22 protein-coding genes and 1 tRNA gene are annotated in these 23,605 nt (G+C 59.2%); 5 read left to right on the top strand and 18 right to left on the bottom strand.

All coding sequences use genetic code 11. From position 1 onward, the window contains the following. Window positions 1-78 precede the first annotated feature (78 nt). Window positions 79-867, top strand: a complete 789-nt coding sequence (locus tag ACKZ62_RS11705) for an AraC family transcriptional regulator (RefSeq protein ID WP_095184469.1) — start codon at window positions 79-81, stop codon at window positions 865-867. Between the two features lie 1,001 nt (window positions 868-1,868). Next, on the top strand, window positions 1,869-2,300 hold the full coding sequence (locus ACKZ62_RS11700) for a hypothetical protein (protein ID WP_339482966.1): 432 nt from the start codon (window positions 1,869-1,871) through the stop codon (window positions 2,298-2,300). Window positions 2,301-2,413: 113 nt separating this feature from the next. On the opposite strand, the gene ACKZ62_RS11695 is transcribed toward ACKZ62_RS11700, so the two are convergent. From ACKZ62_RS11695 to ACKZ62_RS11660, 8 genes are all read right to left on the bottom strand, one after another. Continuing rightward, entirely contained in the window at window positions 2,414-3,358 is a 945-nt protein-coding gene (locus ACKZ62_RS11695; protein ID WP_181639965.1) for a methyltransferase, read from the bottom strand. A gap of 11 nt (window positions 3,359-3,369) precedes the next feature. After that, window positions 3,370-4,749, bottom strand: coding sequence for an iron-containing redox enzyme family protein (locus ACKZ62_RS11690; RefSeq protein ID WP_095184465.1), 1,380 nt, complete (start codon window positions 4,747-4,749; stop codon window positions 3,370-3,372). A 317-nt stretch (window positions 4,750-5,066) separates the two neighbouring features. Then, on the bottom strand, window positions 5,067-6,809 hold the full coding sequence (locus ACKZ62_RS11685) for an ABC transporter substrate-binding protein (protein ID WP_032889572.1): 1,743 nt from the start codon (window positions 6,807-6,809) through the stop codon (window positions 5,067-5,069). Between the two features lie 32 nt (window positions 6,810-6,841). After that, window positions 6,842-7,114 (bottom strand): DUF2160 domain-containing protein, encoded by a 273-nt coding sequence (locus ACKZ62_RS11680; protein ID WP_014718862.1) that lies wholly within the window; start codon window positions 7,112-7,114, stop codon window positions 6,842-6,844. Window positions 7,115-7,124: 10 nt separating this feature from the next. Next, a complete protein-coding gene (locus tag ACKZ62_RS11675) occupies window positions 7,125-7,925 on the bottom strand; it encodes a carbohydrate ABC transporter permease (RefSeq protein ID WP_003232361.1) in 801 nt (266 codons plus the stop codon). Between the two features lie 10 nt (window positions 7,926-7,935). Then, window positions 7,936-8,802, bottom strand: coding sequence for a carbohydrate ABC transporter permease (locus tag ACKZ62_RS11670; RefSeq protein ID WP_032889576.1), 867 nt, complete (start codon window positions 8,800-8,802; stop codon window positions 7,936-7,938). Then, on the bottom strand, window positions 8,799-9,896 hold the full coding sequence (locus tag ACKZ62_RS11665) for an ABC transporter ATP-binding protein (protein ID WP_122822437.1): 1,098 nt from the start codon (window positions 9,894-9,896) through the stop codon (window positions 8,799-8,801). The genes ACKZ62_RS11670 and ACKZ62_RS11665 overlap by 4 nt, the downstream gene beginning before the upstream one ends. After that, window positions 9,896-10,990 (bottom strand): ABC transporter ATP-binding protein, encoded by a 1,095-nt coding sequence (locus ACKZ62_RS11660; protein WP_032889580.1) that lies wholly within the window; start codon window positions 10,988-10,990, stop codon window positions 9,896-9,898. The genes ACKZ62_RS11665 and ACKZ62_RS11660 overlap by 1 nt, the downstream gene beginning before the upstream one ends. 236 nt (window positions 10,991-11,226) lie before the next feature. Between ACKZ62_RS11660 and ACKZ62_RS11655 the strand changes: the two genes are divergently transcribed. Next, window positions 11,227-13,038: a sigma-54-dependent Fis family transcriptional regulator gene (locus ACKZ62_RS11655; protein WP_032889581.1), complete on the top strand. Its 1,812-nt coding sequence runs from the start codon at window positions 11,227-11,229 to the stop codon at window positions 13,036-13,038. Here the strand turns inward: ACKZ62_RS11655 and ACKZ62_RS11650 are convergent. From ACKZ62_RS11650 to ACKZ62_RS11640, 3 genes are all read right to left on the bottom strand, one after another. After that, entirely contained in the window at window positions 13,035-13,967 is a 933-nt protein-coding gene (locus ACKZ62_RS11650; protein ID WP_447096697.1) for a FecR family protein, read from the bottom strand. The genes ACKZ62_RS11655 and ACKZ62_RS11650 overlap by 4 nt on opposite strands. Continuing rightward, entirely contained in the window at window positions 13,964-14,506 is a 543-nt protein-coding gene (locus ACKZ62_RS11645) for a sigma-70 family RNA polymerase sigma factor (RefSeq protein WP_447096696.1), read from the bottom strand. Before ACKZ62_RS11645 ends, ACKZ62_RS11650 begins: the two co-directional genes overlap by 4 nt. Window positions 14,507-14,622: 116 nt before the next feature. Continuing rightward, window positions 14,623-16,740, bottom strand: coding sequence for a TonB-dependent receptor family protein (locus ACKZ62_RS11640; RefSeq protein WP_095184461.1), 2,118 nt, complete (start codon window positions 16,738-16,740; stop codon window positions 14,623-14,625). Window positions 16,741-16,977: 237 nt separating this feature from the next. Between ACKZ62_RS11640 and ACKZ62_RS11635 the strand changes: the two genes are divergently transcribed. Beyond that, entirely contained in the window at window positions 16,978-17,136 is a 159-nt protein-coding gene (locus ACKZ62_RS11635; protein WP_163033225.1) for a hypothetical protein, read from the top strand. 4 nt (window positions 17,137-17,140) lie between these two features. Then, window positions 17,141-17,767, top strand: coding sequence for a helix-turn-helix domain-containing protein (locus tag ACKZ62_RS11630; protein WP_032889585.1), 627 nt, complete (start codon window positions 17,141-17,143; stop codon window positions 17,765-17,767). A 49-nt stretch (window positions 17,768-17,816) separates the two neighbouring features. On the opposite strand, the gene ACKZ62_RS11625 is transcribed toward ACKZ62_RS11630, so the two are convergent. The 7 genes from ACKZ62_RS11625 to ACKZ62_RS11595 all read right to left on the bottom strand — a co-directional run bounded on the left by ACKZ62_RS11625 (window position 17,817) and on the right by ACKZ62_RS11595 (window position 23,600). After that, window positions 17,817-18,320: a hypothetical protein gene (locus ACKZ62_RS11625; protein ID WP_164440486.1), complete on the bottom strand. Its 504-nt coding sequence runs from the start codon at window positions 18,318-18,320 to the stop codon at window positions 17,817-17,819. 282 nt (window positions 18,321-18,602) lie between these two features. Continuing rightward, complete coding sequence (locus ACKZ62_RS11620) at window positions 18,603-19,109, bottom strand: GAF domain-containing protein (RefSeq protein WP_241089485.1); 507 nt, start codon at window positions 19,107-19,109, stop codon at window positions 18,603-18,605. Window positions 19,110-19,126: 17 nt separating this feature from the next. Beyond that, a complete protein-coding gene (locus ACKZ62_RS11615; protein WP_447096695.1) occupies window positions 19,127-20,440 on the bottom strand; it encodes a methyl-accepting chemotaxis protein in 1,314 nt (437 codons plus the stop codon). Between the two features lie 110 nt (window positions 20,441-20,550). Further along, entirely contained in the window at window positions 20,551-20,820 is a 270-nt protein-coding gene (locus tag ACKZ62_RS11610; RefSeq protein ID WP_095184460.1) for a hypothetical protein, read from the bottom strand. 172 nt (window positions 20,821-20,992) lie between these two features. Next, window positions 20,993-21,742, bottom strand: coding sequence for a hypothetical protein (locus tag ACKZ62_RS11605; RefSeq protein ID WP_032889588.1), 750 nt, complete (start codon window positions 21,740-21,742; stop codon window positions 20,993-20,995). A gap of 707 nt (window positions 21,743-22,449) precedes the next feature. Further along, window positions 22,450-23,016 carry a YuaE family lipoprotein gene (locus ACKZ62_RS11600; RefSeq protein WP_233896834.1) on the bottom strand — a complete coding sequence of 189 codons (567 nt, stop codon included), beginning with the start codon at window positions 23,014-23,016 and terminating at the stop codon, window positions 22,450-22,452. 493 nt (window positions 23,017-23,509) lie between these two features. Continuing rightward, window positions 23,510-23,600, bottom strand: a tRNA-Ser gene (locus ACKZ62_RS11595). Window positions 23,601-23,605 lie beyond the last annotated feature (5 nt).

Here is a 23,605-nt window from a genome sequence, read left to right as displayed (position 1 = left end):
TCTTCCAGGGGTTGCCAAGAGCGTCACCGCGACTCTAACGTAACGGCTTGTTACCGACTAACGCCAATGAGCCAGTAAATGCCGCCTAAAGGACATGACAAAACGGTGCGCCGCAGCATCCCCGGGCTGTCCAGCCTGCCACGGCCGGTGTACGGGCGCACCGAATCCTTGCCCAATCGCGCGTTGACCCGGCGCCACAGTCACCCGTGGGTGCAATTGTCTTACGCGATTTCAGGCGTGCTGGAGATCCAGACCAGCGCCGGCCGCTTTGTCGCGCCGCCGCAGCGGGCGGTGTGGATCCCGGCGGGCATGCCGCACCGCGTGTTCAGCTCGCCCCACACCGAGATGCGCAGCCTGTACCTCGATTGCAGCGTGACCGCCTGGGCCTCGGAGTGTTGCCACGTGCTGGAGGTGAGCAGCCTGTTGCGCGAATTGATCCGCAGCTTCAGCGAGCTGCCGGTGGAATATGCCGAGGACGGTCCCGAGGGGCGCCTGGCCCAAGTGGTACTCGACCAACTCGCCGCCGCGCCCCAAGTGGATTTGATGCTGCCACTGCCTCTCGACCCACGTTTACGACAGATCTACCGCAGCTTGAACCTGCGCCCGGAGCAACAGACCACACTGGGGCAATGGAGCGAAAAACTGGGGCTTAGCGAAAAGACGCTCAGCCGCTTGTTTTTGAGGGATACCGGGCTGACCTTCCGCGCCTGGCGCCAACGCTTACGCCTGCTGAGCGCCCTGCCCGCCCTGGAGCAAGGCGAGCGCGTGACGGATGTGGCGCTGGGGTGTGGGTATGAGTCGACGTCGGCGTTTATCAATGCGTTTCGCCAGCAGTTTGATGCGACGCCGGGGGAGTTCTTTCGGTGACGCCTCAGGCACTGAAGGTCGAATGTGGGCGGGGGCGATTCACACAATCAAAAGCGCAGATCAACAGACCGCTGACTTCGTCAGTGAAAAGGATGTAAAAGCCAGAGCAAAAGCAGAGCAAAAGCAGAGCAAAAGCAGAGCAAAAGCAGAGCAAAAGCAGAGCAAAAGCAGAGCAAAAGCAGAGCAAAAGCAGGACAGCAGGCTAGGACCTATCTGTCTGATCTATGGAGATCAAACTGTGGGAGGGGGCTTGCTCCCGATAGCAGTGGGTCAGTCACAGCTGCATCAACTGACACACCCTCATCGGGAGCAAGCCCCCTCCCACATTTGGACGGAGTTGGAGCTGAGAATCCGGTCGGCTCTAAGGCCGCCGCGCTCTTGCTTTTGATCTGAAATCGCCCCGTCAACCACGATGGCCGGAATTCGACATTGATTTGGGGGCTAAACCGGCAGGGATGCCGGTTTAGCCCCCTGCGCCATGGACGGCGCGTGGCGGCGGCCCCCCAAATCAATGTCGGATTACGGGCACACCGAGCCTAGGCGAGGTGCCGAGTGGTGGGGCGAAGGTTTTTTGGTTACTTTTGGCTGGGCTGGCATGCCGGCCTTTACAAAAGTGAACTGCTGTAAGAGCAGAACCCTAGGCGGCCGTTACCGCAGCAACGGATATGTACTCAGCCAGCAAAAGTGGGGATTTTTCTGTTAGAACCCAGCGTCTGGTTTTGGGGCTGCTGCGCAGCCCAACGCGGGGCAAGCCCGCTCGCCACAGGGTCATGTGTCAGCCTCTAGGAGTTATGTGAGGCTCAGGGAGTTGTGTCAGCCTCTGGGAGTTGTGTAGAGCCCCATACTCATCGGGTCCCCCCCTCCCCGCAAGTTTCGGTGATCAACCCACGCAACATGCCTGGCACCAGCCCGCTCTGCGTGGAAATGCTGTTCCACACTTCGCCCGGCTGCTATTGTGCCGCGCTTTGAAAAACGGCCACCGACCCGCGAGGAAATGCACCTTGAACACTGACGAAAAAATGACTGGGGACCTGTTCGAGGTGGATAAGCGTCTGTCACTCAAGCCCGTGGTGGACTTCAACGCCTACCTGCGCAGCGCCTTCGGTGATGGCCCGTGCACCTGCATCCGCTGCAGTGCCAGCGGTGGCGATGAAAGCGGCTATGAGTTCCAGCACACTTTCAACTTCGACAGTAAACCGACCCAACGCCGCTTTGCCTCCACAGCGGGCAGTGATGTGCTGATGGCGCTGAAGAAGGCATGGTTGTCGTACTCCAAGGCCGATTTGCCGCTCAGTGGCGTGTTGGCACTGGATACGGTCAAGGAATTTGTCGAGCCACAGCTGCACAAGCGCTTGGCACCGTTGTTCCTTGCCAGCGGCTTGGTCAAGGAAGTCGACGGCGAGCTCCATCTGCAACCGCAAGCGGCCGCCTGACCTTTCAGCTCGGGGCGGCAGCTGATCAGCAGTCACCCCGACGCTGGGCCAGAAGACGGTCCACCACCTGCCGCAGACAGGCGTGCGTGTCGGCGACACTGGCTTGGGCGGCGTCAGAACAAGCGCGTAACGGTGAGCGCGACCACGGCGATACGCTCCACGCGCTCATACCCCGGTTTGTCGAGTTCTTCGCCGAACACATCCGGGTCAAGTTCGCGATAGGTCCAGCCCACTGCATCGCTGCCCAATAAAGGCATGACCGCCTTCAGGAAAGGGTCTTCCCCGGCGACGATCGCCACCCCGGTGTACAGCACCAGACTGCCGCCCAAGGCCAGGCGTGGGAGGGACTCGCCGACAATACGCACCGACAGTTCCTCACCCAGCGCCCCGCCGCCATGCCGATAGGCGCGTTCGCGGTCGTCGTTCATATAGGGTGGGTTGGCGACGATCAAATCGAACTCGCCTTGGACGCTGCCCAGCACATCACTGTGGTATGCGCTGACGTTGACCAGCCCCGCCAACTCGGCATTCACCGCCGTGAGGCGCAAGGCGCGCGGATTGATATCCACCGCCAGCACTTCAGCGTCAGGCCGCGCGCGGGCGATCATCAGCGCGCCCACACCTGCGCCGCAGCCGATATCCACCGCGCGCTTAATCGGCTCGAAACGCTGCTGCAGATGGGCCTCGATCAGTTGCGCGAAACGGTAACTGTCCGGCCCGAAAAACACCGCATCCGCCTGTGTGGTGGGATACGCCGAATGGGCGAACAACAGATCACTCAGGCTCGACCACCGCACCGTGCTGCGCCACAGCGAATCGTGCTGCTCGACTACATCGGCTTGCTGCAATTCTTCGCGAAAGGCATCAGGTAACAGCCCGTGATCAAACGGCATGGACCAGCCGAACACGTCACGAAGGTCCACCGCCAGCGGCGTCCCCAGACGCTGGTAAAACCGTTCATGGGTCAACGGCGTCGGCGTGATGAAACGGTAGCCGTTTTCCTTCAAGCCCCGGCCCAGGTTCAGCAGGGCGCGATCAGCGAGTTGTTGCGCAGACATGGGTGAATTCCTTAGCGCAGACGTGCGCGCAGTTGGATAAATCGGCGAGTCGCATACAACCCGGCAGGCGTGCAGTGGCGGCGTGCCGAGAGCCAGGGCAACAGTGCGGTGAGCTGCTGCTCATCGGGCAAATTCCACAACGAATCCACCAGCGCCTGAATATCCGGGTCGGCCGGGCGATGGTGCTCGCGGGAAGTCCGGCTGCCGCGCCCCGGCCGTACGGGCGCGATGCGCTCGCCGCTGATCCAGTCACCGGCGATCCAGTCATGCAGCACCTGTTTCTCATAGCCGCTGAACACACCAAACATCGCAGCGCCAGCGCCCTCGATCAATTGCCAGAAGCGGCTGTCGGCCGGGTCGTGGTGGCGCTTGATCCAGCCCTTGTCTTCCATCGCCTTGAGAAACGCGCCGGCCTGACCCGGCTGGGCCAGCCACTGGTTGACAGTCTTGCCCTCGAAGCGGCAGTAGTCCGAATGCATGTGCTGGCCGAAGGTGCGCTTGCGTTCGAGCATGGCGACCACCTCGTCGTGCAGATCAAACGCGTCGATCACCGCCAGCGTGCCAGGGCCAAGATCGTTAAGGCGATAACCCTCGGCAACGCGCCGGTAGAACTCCGCACGGCCCTCCCCCAGCGGCAGCAGGCTGAGCACCGACTGCGCCGCCTTGCACGCGTGGCCACTGCTGGCGTTGTCGATGGTGACGTGGAGGGTGAAGTAATACGGGTCAATCCCCAGCTCGCTCAATTCGTAGGCGGTGATCAGCAGGTGCAGCGGTAGCTGCTCATAGCCGAGGTTGTAGCCGATGATTTCCGGCAAAAACGCTTCGGCACACAGGCCCAGCGCCAGCTGCAGAGCTCCCTGCTGGTAGTGGGCGTCGTCGAGGCCGGCGTCGCTGTCGGCGTCGTGATCGCTGAGCAATTTGCGGTAGATCAGCACATGGTTCTGCGCCGCTTCGCCGTCGCCCAATTCTTCCAGGTAGGTGGTGAGCAGGCCGTCGAACCGCGGATCCTGCCAATAGCGCAGCAAACCGTTGAGCCAGGCGCCGTCGACCTGTTTGGTCGGCGCCACGCGTTGCAGGAAATACAACGCCTGAGCTTTGTTCTGGAAGTAGCGCCTTGGATGGCCTTGCTGGCGTTGTTCCAAGTACCCGGCGTAGGCCTGGGCGACATCGGCACACCGCTGCTCGATCCAGGCCGACAATTCTTCAGGCAATGGCGGCAGCTCGGACGACGCCTCGCGCACCTGGCTCAATTGCCCTTGCAGAAACGCCCGCGCAGCCTCTTCAGCGCCCGGAGCTTCGCGATAGAGCTGCTGGTAAACCCCGCGATACTGACCGTGAACCGGGTGGGTGATAGAGGCCGGTTGGCCCGACAGCGCTGTAAGTAGCGTCATGATGGCAGTTTCCGCAAAGTCCGATACAACCAGGCCTCCCGACAAGGAGGCCCCGCAAGAGCGCTGAAAACCACACGCTTCTAAAATGCAGAACCTGCGGGTATGCGGAAAATTCAATCGGGGTTGGCAAGGTACGGATCAGCGGCGATGGTCAGTTGTTCTGACCGCCATGGAGTTCGGTTCGAATGGCGCCGAGAGGCACTGATAGATGTGGCGAGGGAGCCGCCCCCGTTGGGCCGCGAAGCGCCCCCAAAAATGAGACGACTGCGCAGTCCAACGGGAGCAAGCTCCCTCGTCACAGAAATCCAGCAGACCTGTTATTTACGCGCCGCCTCCCACGACTTGAGCAGGTCGCCGTAGCTCACGGTCTCGCCTTTTGGCTTCTCGTTCGCCAGTTTCGGTTTCGGTGCGCCCGGTTGGTCGAACCAGTATTGCGCGTCACGCTCGGGGTTCATTTTCGGGCCGCACACCGGTTGCACTTTGGAGCGTTCCAGGCGCGTCATGATCGCGTCCTGCTCCTTGGCCAGGTTGTCCAGCGCCTGTTGCGGGGTTTTCTCGCCGCTGGCGGCCGAGGCGATGTTGCTCCACCACAGTTGCGCCAGACGTGGGTAGTCCGGCACGTTGGTGCCGGTCGGTGACCACTCGGTGCGCGCCGGGCTGCGGTAGAACTCCACCAGACCGCCGAGTTTGGGGGCCATGTCGGTCATGGCCTGGGAGTTGATGTCGGACTCACGAATCGGCGTCAAACCCACGATGGTTTTTTTCAGCGAGACGGTTTTGGAGGTCACGAACTGCGCGTAGAGCCAGGCCGCGAGTTTTTGCTTCTCAGGCGTGGATTTGAGGAAGGTCCAGGAGCCTACGTCCTGATAGCCCTTCTTCATGCCCTTTTCCCAGTAAGGTCCCACAGGCGACGGCGCCATGCGCCATTTCGGCGTGCCGTCGGCATTCACCACCGGCAAGCCCGGTTTGACCATGTCGGCGGTGAACGCGGTGTACCAGAAGATCTGCTGGGCGATGTTGCCTTGGGACGGCACCGGCCCCGACTCGGAGAAGGTCATGCCCGCCGCTTCCGGTGGCGCATAGGCTTTCATCCAGTCCACATATTTCTGAGTGGCAAACACCGCGGCCGGGCCGTTAGTGTCGCCGCCGCGGGTCACGCTGGAGCCCACCGGATGGCAGTCCTCCACGCGAATGCCCCACTCGTCCACCGGCAAGCCGTTGGGCAGGCCTTTGTCGCCGCCGCCGGCCATGGAGAACCAGGCATCGGTGAAGCGCCAGCCCAGGGACGGGTCTTTCTTGCCGTAGTCCATGTGCCCGTAGATGCGCTTGCCGTCGATTTCCTTGACGTCTTCGCTGAAGAATTTGGCGATGTCTTCATAGGCCGACCAGTTCACCGGCACGCCGAGGTCGTAGCCGTATTTCTCCTTGAACTTGGCTTTGAGCTCCGGGCGCTCGAACCAGTCGGCGCGGAACCAATAAAGGTTGGCGAATTGCTGGTCGGGCAGCTGGTAGATCTTGCCGTCCGGCGCGGTGGTGAAGGACAGGCCGATAAAGTCTTTGAGGTCGAGGGTCGGCGAGGTGAAGTCCTTGCCTTCGTTGGCCATCAGGTCGGTGATGGATTCGGTCTTGCCATAGCGAAAGTGCGTACCGATCAAGTCGGAATCGTTGACCCAGCCGTCATAGATGTTCTTGTCCGACTGCATCTGGGTTTGCAGCTTCTCGACCACGTCGCCTTCCTGAAGCAGGTCGTGGGTCAGCTTGATCCCGGTGATTTCACTGAAGGCCTTGGCCAGCACCTTGGATTCATACTCGTGGGTGGTGAGGGTTTCCGACACCACGTTGATCTTCATCCCACGGAACGGTTCCGAGGCCTTGATAAACCACTTGAGCTCCTCAAGCTGCTGCTCAGCCGTGAGCGTGGACGGTTTGAACTCGCTGCCGATCCATTTTTTCGCGGCATCTTCGTACGCATCGGCCCAAGCCGTGGCGCTCAAACCGCTGAGGGCCAGTACGGCAGCCAATGAAATGCTATGTCGCAGCTTATTGTTCTTATTCAACATAGAGACCTCCAGGTTGTTTATTTATAAGGGCATCAACCCCAACGCATCACACTCAACAGCCATACCAGGGAGAGCGCGGACGCCACCCAGATGCTCCAGTCGGTAACGCCGATAACCAGCAAATGCAGGTAGGCGCTGCCGAGAAGACCGATAAACAAGCGATCACCACGGGTGGTGCTGATCGGTAACAAACCGCGCCGGGGGATGCTCGGCGAACGCAGTTCCCAAGTGGTCATGCCCGCCAGAATCAGGGCGATGCCGCCAAAGAACAGTGCAGTGGGGGTGGTCCAGGCCATCCATTCCATCATCGACTCCTCAGACCCGGCCCAGGGCAAAGCCCTTGGCCACGTGGTTGCGAACAAACCAGATCACCAGCATGCCCGGCAGGATGGTCAACACCCCCGCCGCTGCCAGCACGCCCCAATCGATACCCGAGGCCGACACCGTGCGCGTCATCACCGCTGCGATGGGCTTGGCGTTGACCGATGTCAGGGTGCGCGCCAGGAGCAGCTCGACCCAGGAAAACATAAAGCAGAAAAACGCAGTCACACCGATGCCGGAGCCGATCAACGGGATAAAAATCTTCACGAAGAACTTCGGAAACGAGTAGCCGTCGATGTAGGCGGTTTCATCGATTTCCTTGGGCACGCCGGACATGAAGCCTTCGAGGATCCACACCGCCAACGGCACGTTAAACAGGCAGTGAGCCAGGGCTACAGCGATGTGCGTGTCGAACAAACCGATGGACGAATACAGCTGGAAGAACGGCAGCAAGAACACCGCCGGCGGCGCCATGCGGTTGGTGAGCAGCCAGAAGAACAGGTGCTTATCCCCCAGGAAACGATAGCGCGAGAACGCATACGCCGCCGGCAGCGCCACACTCAGGGAAATCACCGTGTTCAGGCTTACGTAGTACAGCGAGTTGAGGTAGCCGGTGTACCAACTGGGGTCGGTGAAGATCACCTTGTAGTTCGCCAGGGTGAAATCCTGGGGAAACAACGTGAGCCCGCCGAGGATTTCGGTGTTGCTCTTGAAGGACATGTTCAACAGCCAGTAGATCGGCACCAGCAGGAACAGGATGTAGATCAGCAGCGGAATAAGCTTGCGTTTGCTCATGTCAGCGGCCTCAGCGGTTGGCGTCAGAGTGGGTCATGGCGGTGTAGAACAGCCAGGACACCAACAAGATGATCAGGAAATACACCAGGGAAAACGCCGCCGCCGGGCCTAGGTCGAATTGACCTACAGCCATCTGGGTCAACGTCTGACTCAGGAAAGTGGTGGCGTTACCCGGTCCACCGCCGGTCAGGACGAAGGGCTCGGTGTAGATCATGAAGCTGTCCATAAACCGCAGCATTACCGCGATCAGCAGCACGCTTTTCATCTTGGGCAGTTGGATATGTCGGAAGACTGCCCAGGCCGATGCACGATCAATCCGCGCGGCCTGGTAGTACACGTCCGGAATCGCCCGCAACCCCGAATAGCACAGCAGGGCGACCAGTGAAGTCCAGTGCCATACGTCCATCACCAGCACGGTCACCCAGGCATCCGCCGTATTGGCCGCGTAGTTGTAGCTGATGCCCATGGCGTTGAGGCTGTAACCCAGCAGGCCAATGTCAGCACGGCCGAAGATCTGCCAGATGGTGCCCACCACGTTCCACGGGATCAGCAGTGGGATCGCCAACACGATCAGTACCAGGGACGACCAACGGCCCTTGGTCGGCATGGTCAGGGCGATGGCGATGCCCAGGGGTATTTCGATCAACAGCACGCAGGCCGAATAGATGAACTGGCGCAGCAGGGAGTCGTGCAGCCGCGGGTCGAGCAATACCTGCTTGTACCAATCGGCGCCGACGAAATAGCGGCTGGATTGGTCGAAAATGTCCTGCACCGAATAGTTGACCACGGTCATCATCGGGATCACCGCGCTGAACGCCACCAGCAGGAAAACCGGCAGCACCAACCACCAGGCCTTGTTGTTCTGCACCTTGTTCATGGCAGCACCTCCAGCAGGTAATCATCGGCGTAGAGCATCAGCCATTGCGCGGGAAAGCTGATGGAGGCCGTGCCTTCGGGCACCGGTTTGTCTTCGGCCAAACGCACTTTCAAGGTGGCGCCATCAAGCTTGAGCGTCATGATCTTGTAGGTGCCGAGGTCTTCCAGATGTGTGACATCGGCCTGCATGGCGTCGGGGTTGTACTCGTCCCACACGTGGATAAATTCCGGGCGGATGCCCACCTGCAATTTCTTGTAGTCCGTGCTGGCGATGCGTTGTTGCAACGCCTCGGGCAATGGCAAGTGGGTGCCGGCAAACCGCACCCCGCCCGCCTCGGCCTGCACTTCGATCAGATTCATCCCAGGGCTGCCGATGAAATAGCCGACAAACGTGTGGCTAGGCCGCTCGAACAATTGCCGTGGCGTGCCGAATTGCACGATCTGCCCGCCATACATCACCGCGATCTTGTCGGCAAAGGTGGAAGCCTCCAACTGGTCATGGGTGACATAGACCATGGTGATGTTGAACTGCTCATGGATCTGCTTGAGCTTGCGCCGCAGTTTCCATTTGAGGTGCGGGTCGATCACTGTCAGCGGCTCATCGAACAGGATGGCCGACACGTCGTCACGCACCAGGCCACGGCCCATGGAGACTTTCTGTTTTTCGTCAGCGGTGAGGTTGCGCGCTTTCTTGCTCAGCAGGTTTTGCAGGTCGAGGACTTCGGCGATTTCCTGCACCTTGCTGTGAATTTTCGCTTCGGCCATGCCTTGGTTTCGCAGCGGGAACGCCAGGTTGTCGAACACGGTCATGGTGTCGTACACCACGGGGAACTGGAACACCTGGGCGATGTTGCGCTTCTCGGGCGTGAGGTCGTTGACCACTTTCGTGTCAAACAACACTTGGCCTTCAGACGGGCTGAGCAGGCCGGAAATGATATTGAGCAGGGTCGACTTGCCGCAGCCCGACGGGCCGAGCAAAGCGTAGGCGCCACCCTGTTCCCAGACGTGGTTCATTTCCCGAATCGCGTAGTCTTCGGGCCCGGTCGGCGCGGGGTTATAGCTGTGCGCCAGGTTCTGCAAATGGATCTCGGCCATCAGGCAACCCTCGCGACACGGCGCCCGGGGGCCTGGACCAAACGGCCCTGGCCATCGAACACAAACAGTTTATGGGTGGGGATATACACGCGGATCGGCGCGTCGACGTCGTACTCATGTACCCCCGGCAGGTGCAGCACCAACAGGAAGTGTTCGCTGCGCACATGCAGGAAGGTTTCCGAGCCGCTGATCTCGGCGACTTCTACGGTTACCGCCAGCTCCAGATCGTCGTCGTTGCTCGGCACCAGGCTGATATGGCTGGGGCGCACGCCAAAGCGGAATTCACCCTCGCCGATGGGGCGCAGGTCGACGTTCAGCGGGAAGTGCACAAAATTGGCGAAGCTCACCTCGTTGCCAGCAATACGCCCAGGCATCAGGTTGATCGGTGGCTCGGAAAACAGCTCGGCGGCGAGCACCGTCTGTGGCTGGTGGTAGACCTCCGCGGCCTTGCCGCTCTGGATCACCCGGCCTTCGTGCAGGATGGTGGTGGTGCCACCCAGGGCCAGGGCTTCGTTGGGTTCGGTGGTGGCGTAAATCGCAATGGTGTGGCGGGCCTGGAACAGCTCGCGCATTTCCTGGCGCAGCTCTTCGCGTAGTTTGTAGTCCAGGTTCACCAGCGGCTCGTCGAACAGGATCAGTTCGGCATCCTTGACCAACGCGCGGGCCATGGCCGTGCGTTGCTGCTGACCACCGGACAGCTCCAACGGGTGACGCTGGAGGAACTTCTCAATGCGCAGCATCCTGGCGGTTTCCAGCACCTTGCTCTGGATCACCTCGTTGGACACACCGGCCTGCCGCAACGGCGAGGCGATATTTTCGAACACGGTCATGGTCGGGTAGTTGATGAACTGCTGGTACACCATCGACACGTTGCGCAGGCGCACCGGCTTGTGGGTGACGTCGACGCCGTTCATCAGGATGCGACCGCTGTCGGGTTTGTCCAGGCCGGCCATCAAGCGCATAAGGCTGGTCTTTCCGGACAGGGTGCGACCGAGCAGCACGTTGAAGGAACCGGGTTCGAAACGCAGGGTGGCATCGTCGATCCAGGTTTGGCCTTCGACGACGCGGGAGACATGTTCCAGGGTCAATGACATGACACGACCTTTTTATTATTGGAATGAATCTGGCCAGTCGTCAGAGCGAGTTTCGTGCCAAAAACGGCAGGTGCTTGATCCACAAGGAAATGGAGTGAATGGGATGTTCGGGAGTGAACAATCGGGCTGAACAACTGAACACTCAGGGGGTTGACAATGAACAGTTCTGAACAACACTAATGGGGCCCCCGCGCCTGCGGGGCCCCATTAAAACAATAAAAACAGAAGGTCGCCCGATGGCCGAACCCTTGGCGCACGACACCATCATCCAAGACTCCTGGCGCCGTTGCCGCGCCTTCGGCCTGGACCACCAAAGCACGCCCAGCTTCGATCAATTGCCGGCCGACGGCATCAGCCAACTGCTGGAAAGCCAGCATTCCCTGGTGCAGACCACGCACCAGGAAGTCCTGCCCTATTACGAAAACATCCTGAGCAATTCCAACTGCCTGATCATGCTGGCGGACAACCAGGGCCAGGTGTTGACCTCGTGGGGCACCCAACGCTTTATCGAGCCCAAACTGGCCCGTGGATTCAGCGCCGGTGCCAGTTGGCAGGAGCGCTCCAGCGGTACGAATGCCATCGGCACCGCGCTGGCCTGTGCCCAGGCGGTGCATATCGAACACGACGAACATTTCCTCAAGGCCAACCGTTTCATGACCGGCTCGGCGGCGCCAATCTTCGATGCTCAGCGCGAGATCATCGCGGTGTTGGATGTGTCCAGCGACAGTTACCTGCCGCCCTCCCACACTCTGGGCATGGTCAAGATGATGAGCCAGACCGTTGAGAACCGGCTGATCCTCAATCTATTTCGTGGTGAGCATTTCCAACTGACCTTCAACACCGGCCTGAGCAACCTGGACAGCCAATGGGCGGGCCTGCTGATCTTTGATGAAAGTGGCCAGGTGCTGTCGGCCAACCGCCGCGCCGATAACCTGCTGGGCATCAGCCTGTCGCGGGTGATGATCGACAGCTTGTTCAAAGTGTCGCTGCTGGAGTTACTCAACCAACCGGAGGGCTTGCCGTTTTCGTTGCAAGCGGCGGGACGCAATCGGTTTCAGTGCTTATTGAAACGCCCCAAGCAGATGCCAGTGCAGGCGCGCGTCTTCACTGAGCCTGTGGTTTCGAAACAGGCAACGATTGGTCTCAACACCCTGCATTTTGGTGATGCTCGCGTAGAAAAAGCCGTGCGCCAGGCCGAGCGTTTGCTGGAAAAAGATATCCCGCTGCTGATCCACGGCGAAACCGGCGTGGGCAAAGAAGTGTTCGTCAAAGCCCTGCACCAGGCCAGCTCCCGCAGCCAGAAGGCGTTTATCGCGGTGAACTGTGCGGCGATTCCCGCTGAGCTGGTGGAATCGGAACTGTTCGGCTACGAAAAAGGCGCGTTCACCGGCGCCAATCAAAAAGGCAGCATTGGCCTGATTCGCAAGGCCGACAAGGGCACGCTGTTTCTCGATGAGATCGGTGATATGCCGCTGCCGACCCAGGCGCGCCTGCTGCGCGTGTTGCAGGAGCGTTGCGTGCAACCGGTGGGCAGCAGCGAGTTGTTCCCAGTGGATTTGCGCATCATATCGGCGACCAACCGCGCACTGCGCGAGCTGGTGCAAGCCGGGCGCTTTCGCGAGGATTTGTACTACCGCATCGGCGGCCTGACCCTGGAGTTGCCACCCTTGCGCGAGCGTACCGACAAGCAGGCGCTGTTCCAGCAACTGTGGCAACAACACCGCGAGCCCACTCAATGGGCCGGTTTGAGCGCTGAGGTGCTGGCGTTATTCGAGCAGCACCCATGGCCGGGGAATTTGCGCCAGGTCAGCAGCGTTTTGCAGGTGGCGCTGGCGATGGCCGAGGAGCAACCGATACGGGCGGAGCATCTGCCGGATGATTTTTTTGTGGATTTGAACGTGGCGCCGCCGCTGCCGACCAGTGAGTACCTGGACGACAGCATTGATCTGACCCAACGTTTGAAGGCGGCCGGCGGGAATATTTCCCACTTGGCGCGGGAACTGGGGGTGAGCCGCAATACCTTGTACAAACGCCTGCGCCAGCACTAGCGGGGCTTGATCACCACCAGCAAGTCGGTGAAGTACTCCACCTGGATCGGCAGGTTATCCGCCAAGGTCGACAGGGCCGCCGCCGTATCGTCCAGCTTGAACACGCCAGACACGCGCAGGTCGCGCAGCGCTTGTGGGTCGAAACGCACCATGCCGGGACGGTAGCTGGCCAGGGTTTGCAGTACTTCGCTCAGCGGCTGGTCGTTGACTTTGAGCAGGCCGCGAGTCCAAGCGTCCGGGTCGGCATTGCCGATCGCCTGCGCAGGCATGGCGCGGCCATGGTCGAGGACGGAACGCTGGCCGGCGATGACCTTGACGCCCTCCTCGACCTCACCTTTAACCGCCACGGTGGACTCGATCACAGTGACCACTGTTGTGCCGTCCGGCGCACGCTTGACCAGGTAACGCGTACCCAGTGCGGTCGCCGTACCTTGGTCGGTTCGTACCACGAACGGCCGTTGCGCATCTTTGGCCACGTCTACCCAGAGTTCGCCTTGCAGCAGTTCGATCACCCGCTGGTGGCCGTCGAACTTCACGTCCACCGCCGAGTTGCTGTTGAGCTGCAACTGGCTGCCGTCTTCGAGCGCGATCTGACGGCGCTCGCCGATGCCGGTGCGCTGGTCGGCCATCCACACCGGCAGGTGCTCCAGGCTCAGCCAACCGCAGAACACGACGCCGAGCACCCCCAGCACCTGTGCACTGCGCGCCCGTTGCGGGGCAAATGCGCGGTTCAGGGCGAGGCGAGCCGGTTGCGCCGGCACGCTGTCGAGGCTGCCCCATAAGGCGCGCATGCGATCGATGGCCACGGCGTGGCGCGGGTCGGCCTCGCACCAGGTAGTGAAGGCCTGACGGTCAGCGTCGGTGACATCCTCATCGTGCAGGCGCGTCAGCCAATTCGCTGCTTGCTGGATGATCTGTTCGGAGTTCATGTCAGTGGATCCGCCACGTGCAGGCTGTGATAGCAGTGAACCAGGGCGCTGGAGATGTAGTTTTTGACGGTGCTTGGGGACACCGCCAGGCGTGCGGCGATTTCGCTGTAGGTCAACCCATCGAGGCGACTCAACAGGAACGCCTCGCGGGCCTTGGTCGGTAAACCGGCGAGCATTTCGGCGATGCGTTCCAAGGCTTGTAGCGCAACATGGATCGCCGCCGGGTCGGGCATGCCGGCGTCTTCGCACTGGATGACCAGCGCTTCCATATAGGCTTTTTCGATACGCCGACGACGGGCGCCGTCGATCAGCAGGCGCCCTGCCGTGGTGGCCAGGAAGGCCCGGGGTTCCTTGATAGCTTGCGGCTCGGCCATCATCAGGACACGGATGAATGCGTCGTGTGCCAAGTCGGCAGCGTGCTGGGAGCAACCGAGTTTCCTGCGCAGCCAGCCATGCAACCAACCATGGTGCTCGCGGTACATCGCCGTAAGGGCCTGCTGACGCGCTGAGTCGCCCAGCGCGGCCGGAATGTCATGCATGCGCAAAAAATTCTCAAATGGGAAGTGTTACCAATTGCGCAAACAATGCCAGTAAAACAGCGTTGGAGCAAGCGGGCTCACATTCTCTGAAAGCCCGTTACCACAGGTGTGTCCGCTTAGCGCCAGCTCCACGACACGCCGGTATAGATGCCACGACCATCCGCGGGTGTAGACCGAGCAACATCCAGGCCTTTGTCGTCATAGCCCGGCGTGACCGTGTTGGCGTAACGGCGGTTAGTGAGGTTGCGCAGGTCAACCCAAGCTTGCCAATCCTGCTTTGGCGCGTCGTAGCCGAACGTTGCGCCGACGATCGTATAGGCCGCGGCGTAGTAGGAGTTGGCGTAGTCCACCGCCACCTTTGATGAATGCTCGGTGTTGAGGCTGGTGTAGAAACCGGTCGGGTGGCTGTAGCGCAGTTGCGCCTGATAGTAGTGCTTGGGGATGCCCGGCAAGGTGTTGCCACCAAAGCGCTCGTCGTCACGGTAATGGAAGTCGCTGAAGGTGTAGGCCTGGCGCAGGTCAAGCTTGCCGCTGCGGCCGCCATCCCACACCGGGCTGAGCAGGCCCAGTTCCACACCTTGATGTACGGTGGGGCTGGCGTTGGATTCGGCAACGATGGCATTGCTGGTTGAAGTCTGGGCTTGAGTTTCTACGGTGAGCAGTTCGTGGCGCACTTCGGAGCGGTAAAGCGCCAGGTCCCACTGGCCGAGCCACGCTTCACCGCGACCGCCGACTTCCAGGGTGGTGGCGGTCTGGTTTTTCAGGCTGACGCCTTCACGCGCCAATCCGGTGGCCGGTCCGCTGCCCGCAGGGAAATACTTGTTGGAACCCCAGATCATCGACCACGCGTGCGGCGGCTCGACGGAGCGGCTGAGGTTGCCGTACACCTGCAATTGCGGGTTGAAGTCGTAACGCAGCCCGATGCGAGGCGCGTAGTCCCAATCGTGCTGGCTGAGCGGCGCCTGGCCTTCGGGATAGCTGACCTGGGTTTCGCGGCGGGTGTAGATGGCGGCCAGGCCGGTGGTCAGCCACAGGTCTGGTATCAGTTCCAGGTCGTTGCCGATATGCAACACGGTGTCGGAACCGAGGTAGCTGTAGTCGCGGGTCTTGGTGCCGGGAGCGTAGCTGGCCGTGTTGCCAGCGGGAATGCGCACATACTCGGCACCGCCGTTATTGGGCATCGCCTGGGTGGTGCGCAGGCCTAGGGTGGTTTTGCTGTCGTGACCGAACACCGTGTCCTGGCGGATGTAATTGAGGGTGCTGCTGACGTCGGTGTAGGCGACTTTCAGACGGATAGTGCCCTCGCGCAGGTCCATCGGGTAATCGTGATACGCCAGGCCAACTTCAAGGCGGGAGTTGTCGTCCAGTTGCAGGGTGGTCTTGTTGGCGATCCAGGTTGAGCCGGGTTGCAGGCGCTTGGAGTCGCGAGCGGCGTTGAGGCTGTTGGCGGCACGCGGGTCGTGACTGATCTGGTCGCGGGTGAGTTTGCCGGGTGTGTCGTTGGTGGTTTCGCGGTAACGGAAATAAAAGCGGGTTTCCAGATTCGGGTTAAAGCGATAGCCGAAGTTGGCAGCCACGCCCTTGCCTGTGGCCGCGCTTTGGCGCTGGTAGCCGTCGGATTCCGAGTCAGTCAGGCTGATGTAGTAGTCCGCATCCCCCAGCACCTGCCCCGAACTGATCTCGCGCTGGGCGTAGCCACGACTGCCCGCCTCATAGCGCACCTGCAGCTTGGGTGCGTCGTAGCCGGTTCGGGTCACATAGTTGACCGCGCCACCGAGCGCCAGGGCGCCCTGATCAAAACCGTTGGCGCCGCGTAGCACCTCGACCCGGCTTTGCCATAACGGATCCTTGAGCTCATAAGGTGTGCCGCCGGGGCCGGTCAGCGGCAGCCCATCGAACATCTCGTAGAGCCCCGACGCATGGGAGCCAGGGCTGCGGTTGAGGCCCGAACCGCGAATGGACAGCTTCACCCCTTCGTTATTCGCCGCCTTGGCGTACACCCCCGGCTGGTACTTGAACACATCTTCGTTGGTGCTCACCCGCCCCTGCTGCACGCTGCTCATGTCGATGTAATTGGTGGCGCCGGGCACGCTCTTGAGCTGTGCCTGAGCGACTTCTCCAGCCGTGGCTTCAGCGGTGGTGACTTCGACCGGTGCCAGCTGCAAGTCTTCGGCATGCACCAGCGAGCTTAAGGTCAGGGCGGCAAACAGGAATGGAGGTTGGCGCAGCAGCATGGGTGAGTCCTTGAAATGCGGGGGCGTGACGGCTGGGCCGTCACGCGAACAGTGATGGGAAGCCAACGATGATCACCAAGTCACGCCTTTTTAATGGACCAGACCCTTCCCACAACACCTTCGGACCCGCTTTCTTTTTAAGTCCAAAAACGAATTAACACATGCAAACTCAGTATTTAAAGAAATAACCACTAACCATTATTGTGGAGCCACTGAGTCACCTACGAGATCACCCTGATGCCAACATCCGCGAACGTCATTGACTTTACCCTTCACCGCAAACGCCGCCAGGCCCGCGCAGCGGCTGAGTTGATGTGGACGATGTACGCGGCACGCGCAGGGTTGGCGGTGTTTACCAACCACGCTGCGACGCCCAGCGATACCCGCCGGGCGTAGGCCGATGAATTTCCTGCATGTGCTTCCCGAACCTCCCGCCCCACTACCCAAAACGACTACGGACGACGATGTAATCAGCCTGTGCGTCGCACATAACCTGCAACGCCTGCGCAGCAAGCGCCATTTGTCACTGGACGGACTGGCCCGTGCCTGTGGCGTGAGCCGGGCGATGCTGGCGCAGATCGAATCCGGGCGCAGCGTGCCGTCGATCAAGGTGCTGTGCAAGATTGCCAAAGGATTGAAAGTGTCGGTGGCGGCGTTCCTGGAAGACCGCGCATTCGAAGGGGTCGAGGTGTTGCCGGCGCAACAGAGCAAACGCCTGGTGAGTGCCGATGGGGCGTTTATCAGTCGAGCGTTGTTCCCCTACGATACGGCGCGCCAGTCGGAGTTCTACGAGATCCGCCTGCGCGCTCTGGGTGAGGAAGTGTCCGCAGGCCATGGCCCAGGCATCCAGGAAAACCTGGTGGTCGCCCAGGGCGTATTGGAAGTCAGCGTCAATGAAGAGCGCTACTTGCTGTCTACCGGCGATTCGATCCTGTTCTACGCCGACCAGCCCCACCGCTACCGCAACCCGGCGGACAGCGAGGCGGTGGCGTTCCTGGTGATCACCTACCCAGAACGGTTGGACTGAATGCAAAACGCCCCGACTATTCGGGGCGTTTTTGGTTGCGCGGGGCCTGTCAGCAGGTGCAGCACATCATTGGCATGCCGTTGCAGCTCATCATCATCGGCATGGCGCAATCGCTCATCAACTTGTTCATGAGCATGCAGCAGTTGTCCATCATGGCCATGCTCATGCCCGGCATCGGCATCATTTTGCACAGCATGCCATCGGCCTGCATCGTGCATTCCATCACGCACTTCATCATCGGCATCGACATGCCCATCGGCATCATCATCGGCATATTCATGCTCGCCATCATGGCCATGGCGTCGGCCGACAGGCACATCATCGACATATTGGCGCACTGCATCATCATCGGCATGCCGCAGTTCATCATCATCGCCATCATCTCGGCGTTGGTCTTGAACTGAGCCATGTCCATGCCGGCGGCAGGCTTCATGGTGCACATCATCGCGTCACCGGCCATTTCGCACTTCATGGTCGCCATCATCATCGGCATGCCCATCATCGGCATCATTGGCATGGCGGTATTCATCGGCATCTGCATTGCGTTCATCATGTTCGAAACTCCGTAATCGACAGGAAATGGCTAAGTTCTGGCGCCGATTCTAGTGATGCCGGAGCGCTGCACAAGACGACGGCAGAGCAGCGGGAATGGGTGTTGCGCAGCCCGCTTAGTCAACCGCAACAGCGAAACGTAATGTGATGACCGGGATTGCGCTGTGATGACAACGGTTTGGTAAATCAAAACAGCGTAATCGATGTGATGGATATTCGAACCAGGAATACCCACCAACCTTAAGGAAATAAACGATCTAACGCTGGCTCAGAAACACCAGCCTCAGGTCCGGCTGTACTGCAATTCCAGCGTGGTGCTGATCAGGCGGGTGAAGATGGTGAGTATCTCGACCATTTGCGGGTTTTCCAGTTTTTTGGGGAGTACGTCCAAAGCGCATAGGGTGCCGAAAACGCTGCCATCGGAGAAGACAATCGGCAGTGAGATATAGCTTTCGAAGCCATGCTCCCTGGGCAATGGGTTTTGCCAGAAAACCGGATCCTTGCTGGCGTGTTCGATGATAATGGGGGTGGGATTAGCACGCAGACCGTTGCACAGCGTGGCTTCAAGCTGCAATTCATAGCCGACCTCCACGCCGAAATGCAGCTCGTCGTACACCGCACATGCCACCCAATGGGTATCGGTCATTTTCGAGATCGCCGAGAAGCGCATATCCGTCAGGCGTGTAGTCAGCCGCAGAATATTGGACGCCGTTTCTATCTCGGCGATGACCGCCAGTTCTTCAGAGGTTAAAGGTTTGATAGCGCTCTCCTGATTCTCAAATAAAACCAAGCAGCCCTATACCTGGGCTATTGCAGCTCATTCGCAAAACGCCCCACCGCGTTCACCACCTGCTTGGCGCCACCCTGGATCTCGGTGATGACTGCGCCGGCCTGGTTGGCCAGTGTCAGGCCTTGCTCAGCTTGCTCGCGACTGCTGAACATTTCTGTGATGGCTTCGTCGGCGAGGCGCTGGTTCTGCTGGACCACGCTGACGATCTCTTCGGTTGCAGTGCTGGTACGGCTGGCCAATTGCCTTACCTCATCAGCTACGACCGCAAATCCACGGCCCTGTTCACCCGCTCGGGCGGCCTCAATTGCGGCATTGAGCGCGAGCAGATTGGTTTGCGCGGCGATGCCCCCGATGGTCTGCACAATCGCGCTGATCAGCAACGATTGTTTGCCCAACGCCTCAATGCTCCCGGTGGCGGATTGCATTTGCAGAGCAATGTTTTGCATGGTCTGTACAGTGTTCTGCACAACCGCGGCGCCACGTTCGGCCGTGACATCGGTTTGCAGCGACACCTCGTAGGCCACGCCGGCGGCGGCCTTGACCTCGGACTCGCGCAAGACCTGGTCGGTGACCACGCTGGCAAACTTGACCACTTTGCACAGCTTGCCTTCCGCATCGTGCACCGGGTTGTAGGTAGCTTCGAGCCACACCTCGTTGCCACGGCTGTCCACGCGTTTGAAGCGGCTGGCGACAAATTCGCCGCGATTGAGGGTTTGCCAGAACGCGGCGTAACCGCTCGAAGCGGCCTCCTGCGTGGTGCAGAACATACTGTGTTTTTTGCCGACGATCTGATCGAGCGTGTAGCCCATGGCGTCGAGGAACTGGGTATTGGCGGTGACCACCGTTCCGTCCAGTCGGAACTGGATGACGGCCGTCGAACGTATCAACGCGTTGATAAACGCTTCGTTTTCTTTGGCTTGCTCAATGGCGCGACTGACTTCGGTGCCGTAGCCCTGGATCTGCGACAGCCGGCCGTCACGCCCTCTGATCGGGCACCATGTCAGGTTGATCCACGCCAGGCTGGCGTCACTGCGCAGGAAGCGGTAATCGTCACTCACCGGCTCTGAGCGGGCGATTGCTGCGTTGAAGTCACGAAAACAGGGTAAATCCATGACGTAAGGCGGAACAATTTCACTCAGGAGTCGACCCTGCAACTGTTCGCGGGAGTAGCCCAAAGCCCGGGCAAAATCCCCGTTGACGGCCGTAAGCCGCAAGTCAGCATCCAGGCATATGGAGAGCATGCCACGGTCATACTGCGCAACAAGCTGTCGTAACTGGAAAAGCTCGTCGTCCCGGTCCTGCAGATCCTTCTTCAAACGGCGATTAAACATGGCGGCGTCCCTGGGGTAGTCATCACTGCATCGGCCATGCGGCCTACGGCTTAAGCATAGGCCGACGAATAGTCACTTGCCCCTCAGTTGTTCCGCTCAACGAAGATGGATTAATCGCCGGGCTTATCCAGTGCCTGCATCAGATCGTCTGCCTCGGATCCCACCGCAAACCTGAACCCGTACATCTCATCAGCCGCCAGTATTTCCCGAAGGGCCTCGATCAACTGCGCTTCGGTGGGTGAGTCACGCAGCAGTTTGTGCGCAGGCAATAACAACTCGGCGGGAACTCCCTCGATACTCGCGGCGTTGATCACCGCAAAGAGGATAAAGCGCAGGCGTATCTCGCGGTCCGTCGGCCACACCGTTTTTCGCTTCCCCAAGGTAGGGCCTCACTTTTTCGGAAAAGTCCGAGGCTATTGCCGACGTCGGGGTGTTTCAAGCACGGGGGTGCAAGATAGGCTGTTTCCTACAGCCAAAAGAGAAAGACCTCACCTGCACGAGGATTAGGGTAGTGCATATCGGGCTGACGCTACCGCGTTGCCTGCCGGCAGCTCACTGTACTGGCAGGAAATTCATCAGCAATAAGCTTTGCGCATAGTTGAGACCTATACGCCGGTATCGTTCATCAAGCATCTGTGTCAGCAGATCGAGGCGCGCCACGATCTTGCCAAATTCCACCGCAAAACTAAGGTTGCTGCCCTCCTCCGATATCTCATTGGAAAACAACAGCAACACGCCATTCGCATCCTGGCGCTTGCTGAGCAGCCATGTGGCCTTCTCGATATTGCGCGCGGCATTGCTGACAAACTGTGGATTGATCGAGTCGGTTATGTAGAACTCGGTGCGCCCACCATGGGCTGTCACCAGCATGCTGCCGATCGCATAGATAAACGCACCGACTCGATCGCCCTGAAACTCTGGGCTCAAGGAGTAGCTCAAGGCGACCAGATCGCGACGCTCGCCCAGGGCGGGCAGCGGTCGTCGCTGCTCAATCGCCTGGCGAATCTCTCGCTCGGCACTCACCGCATCCGGGTAACCCGACTGTCTCCACTGGCTGGGATTACGCAGATAGAGCTTGCTCATCAGTAAATACAAACTTTGCAGGTTGTCACGCATGCCCAGGGTCGCCATACGATCGACACTGGTTTGAAAGAACTCATCGGGCTTTCCATTGCTGAACTGCTTGGCAATGTCCTGCCCCTGTTGCTGGGTGCAACCAGTGGCGCCGAGTACAAACATCGCAACCAACAGCAGTGGCCGGCGTAGGCGACGAATGATTGAAAGAGGAAACGTACGATCCATCGGCACCCGATCTTGTTGTACTGCCCTCGCGGGGAATCGGCGGGGCTGGGACAAGGATAGAGCCGAGAAATCAAAAAAAGTGCGACAGATATCGGCAGATTGTGTTCGAAGTGTGTGCCAGAGCGCTTCGTGACGAATTCGTCGCAGGGTCTATACTTCTGGAAGCAGTTGAATGTGTTGTTGGCGAGCCAGGGTTGCATTTCCATCTTCGAGCGTTCTGGCGCATATATGTACATTGCCTACGGCACTACCACCAGCAACTGCCTAAGAGGTGACGGCGATGAAGCATCCAATTCGAGCACAGATGTTTGCCCAGATGATTTGCCTGCTTTCGGTGGCTCAGCTTTTCTGCTGATTGAGATGAGAAACTGCCTTTAACAGTGGCTGCGGGTGTGGCAGTGAGAGGTATTGCCCATCTGACTCCAAAATCCCAAAACCAAAAAAGCCCTGCATTGCGGGGCTTTCGTATGAATCTTGGTGGGAAACCAGGGATTCGAGCGCTTCTTGGACACCCCATAGCCTCTCTAGGCCAAGAAGTGCCCATGCTCGATCTACTTATGCTTGCCAGCGCATTCGGCAACCGCGAAGAAAATATACTTCATCGGCGCTCAACCATTCGAGTCCCGTGAGGCACGTACTTCACCAGAGACGGAAGTCTTTTTCAGCGCTTCCTTTACTGGAAAAAGACCGCCCCTAACGTGGAGTCATTATTTGGCTTGGCGAAGCACAAGCTCCGACAGACGAGTTTTAACTCGGAAGCAGAACTCGCGAATTTGAAATTGATAAGCGGGCATAACCATGTAGTTTAAATCGGGACCTAACGAGTCTTTAATTTCCATGTATTTAGCAGTTTTGGCAGCAATGGCTTGGTATTCAGCTTCATATTTGGCGTAAGACGCTTTGTTGTAAACCTTTAAAACATCCAGCTCTTTACGGCATTGCTCAGCGCGATTTTGATTTAGGTCTGTTTCTGATTCTGACTGAGCGGCTTCAGCAGAGGCATGGACTGGGGATTCAGCACTGGCGTTCGCAGCAGGTGCAGCTTCATAACGCACAGTCCAATTTTCTGGTGTCGAATGGGCGACTTCAGGTGGTGCTTCATGGACCACGGCAGGGGGTGGAGTCACGTTAGGTTTTTCTGGAGTTTTCGTAGCGCATCCCGAGAGGGCAAGTCCTACCACTACAACGATGCCACACATTTTATCCATCGGTTTCACCAAGAAGTAATTACGGTTGGCTGAGTCGTTAGGTTCTGGGTAAAAGTCATAACTCATTCAGTGATCGAGTGTAAATTTTCTACCAGACTCAAGGCGCTCAGCCTCTCTTCCTTGAGTGCACAGATGAGCGATAATAGTAAAAAAACAAAAAGATGACGAGTAAAAGCTCTTCAGAAAAGCCACAAAATTATTGGGACAATTTATGGGACCAAACTAAGCATGCCCCCTGATTGGGGATGCTGAGCGAGTGAATCCGGACCGACGCGTCAGGAAGAAAAAGGAGGTACAACGCGGCTACTAAGCCACTGTGGTGGCTTCAACTTCGTGATAGACGGCCCAAGACAGCATCGAAAGTTATCGACATGGGCGACCCGAGTCAGCCACTGGTGCACGGTGAGCAGGCGGTTACCAAACGGGTTACAGAAGGAGATATGCAACCCTCAAATCCTTCGAATAGGCAAATTTAGGCATGCCTATGACTAACCGTCTTCCGCAACCAGAACTCCAGAAACACGAAAGCCCCGCATTTGCGGGGCTTTCGTTTGAATCTTGGCGGGAAACCAGGGATTCGAACCCTGGGAACGCTATTAACGTTCGCCGGTTTTCAAGACCGGTGCATTCAACCACTCTGCCAATTTCCCTTTTG

The sequence above is a fragment of the Pseudomonas sivasensis genome (genome assembly GCF_052938085.1).
The sequence above is the reverse complement of the archived record's forward strand: the minus strand, read 5'-3'. Positions and strand labels throughout refer to the sequence as shown.